Source organism: Salmonella sp. SAL4457, assembly GCF_046548235.1.
Taxonomy (GTDB): Bacteria; Pseudomonadota; Gammaproteobacteria; order Enterobacterales; family Enterobacteriaceae; genus Salmonella; species Salmonella enterica.
Genome location: NZ_JBGDZO010001400.1, coordinates 1 through 233, shown reverse-complemented (window position 1 = coordinate 233; position 233 = coordinate 1). Strand labels below are relative to the sequence as shown.

The following is a 233-nucleotide window of genomic DNA, read 5'->3' as shown; positions in this document are numbered from 1 at the left end:
CTCGACCAACTGCGCAGCGGGCTTCGTCGCCAGGAGTTGGGCTGAGCTTCAGGCTTCCGCCTGGTGCCGGTACGCGCCGGGGGTGAGGCCGGTCCACTTCTTGAACGCGCGATGGAAGGCCGAGGGCTCGGAAAAGCCGAGCTGCTCGGCGATGTCCTGGATCGACAGCTCGTCCCGACCCAGGTGGTAGATCGCCAGGTCGCGCCGCAGGTGGTCCTTGAGTTGCTGGAAGC

Annotated in this window: 1 protein-coding gene; it reads right to left on the bottom strand. The window is 67.0% G+C overall.

Annotation, left to right across the window (positions count from 1 at the left end; translation table 11 throughout):
* Positions 1 to 48 precede the first annotated feature (48 nt).
* On the bottom strand, positions 49 to 233 hold a 185-nt coding region (locus tag ACLJNW_RS28765; RefSeq protein ID WP_410962100.1), incomplete at its 5' end, for a helix-turn-helix domain-containing protein.